This window comes from Methylobacterium sp. J-048, assembly GCF_022829515.1.
Classification (GTDB): Bacteria; Pseudomonadota; Alphaproteobacteria; order Rhizobiales; family Beijerinckiaceae; genus Methylobacterium.
Genome location: NZ_JAKSYL010000095.1, coordinates 1 through 337, shown reverse-complemented (window position 1 = coordinate 337; position 337 = coordinate 1). Strand labels below are relative to the sequence as shown.

At 67.4% G+C, this 337-nt stretch carries 1 protein-coding gene; it reads right to left on the bottom strand.

Going from position 1 to position 337, the window contains the following annotated elements; genetic code table 11:
• Positions 1 to 337: porin (locus MKL09_RS07045; protein WP_244019148.1), on the bottom strand; the 337-nt coding region annotated here is incomplete at both ends.

The window sequence follows — 337 nt, the reverse complement described above, 5'->3', positions numbered from 1 at the left end:
CGAAGGTGGCCGTGTAGGCGAGCAGGTTGGTGGATGAATTGTCGGAGCCCGAGGTGGCGCCGTAGAATTCGAAATCGTGGGCGTAGAAGTCGTAGAACGAGGACGCGCGACCGGCGGTCAGGCCGGCGAACTGGAGGAACGCCTTGTCGACGTTCACGTATTGCTCCTCGCGGCCCCGCTCGTCGACGCCGGTGGCGGCGTCGGCTTGGCCGATCCGCAGCATAGTTCCGGAATGAATGACGCCCGTGCGCGAGGCGGCATCGAGGCGTACGAAGGCGCGCAGGGTGCCGGAGGCGGTCTGGGTGCGGGCATCCAGGTTGACGCGTGCCAGCGCCCG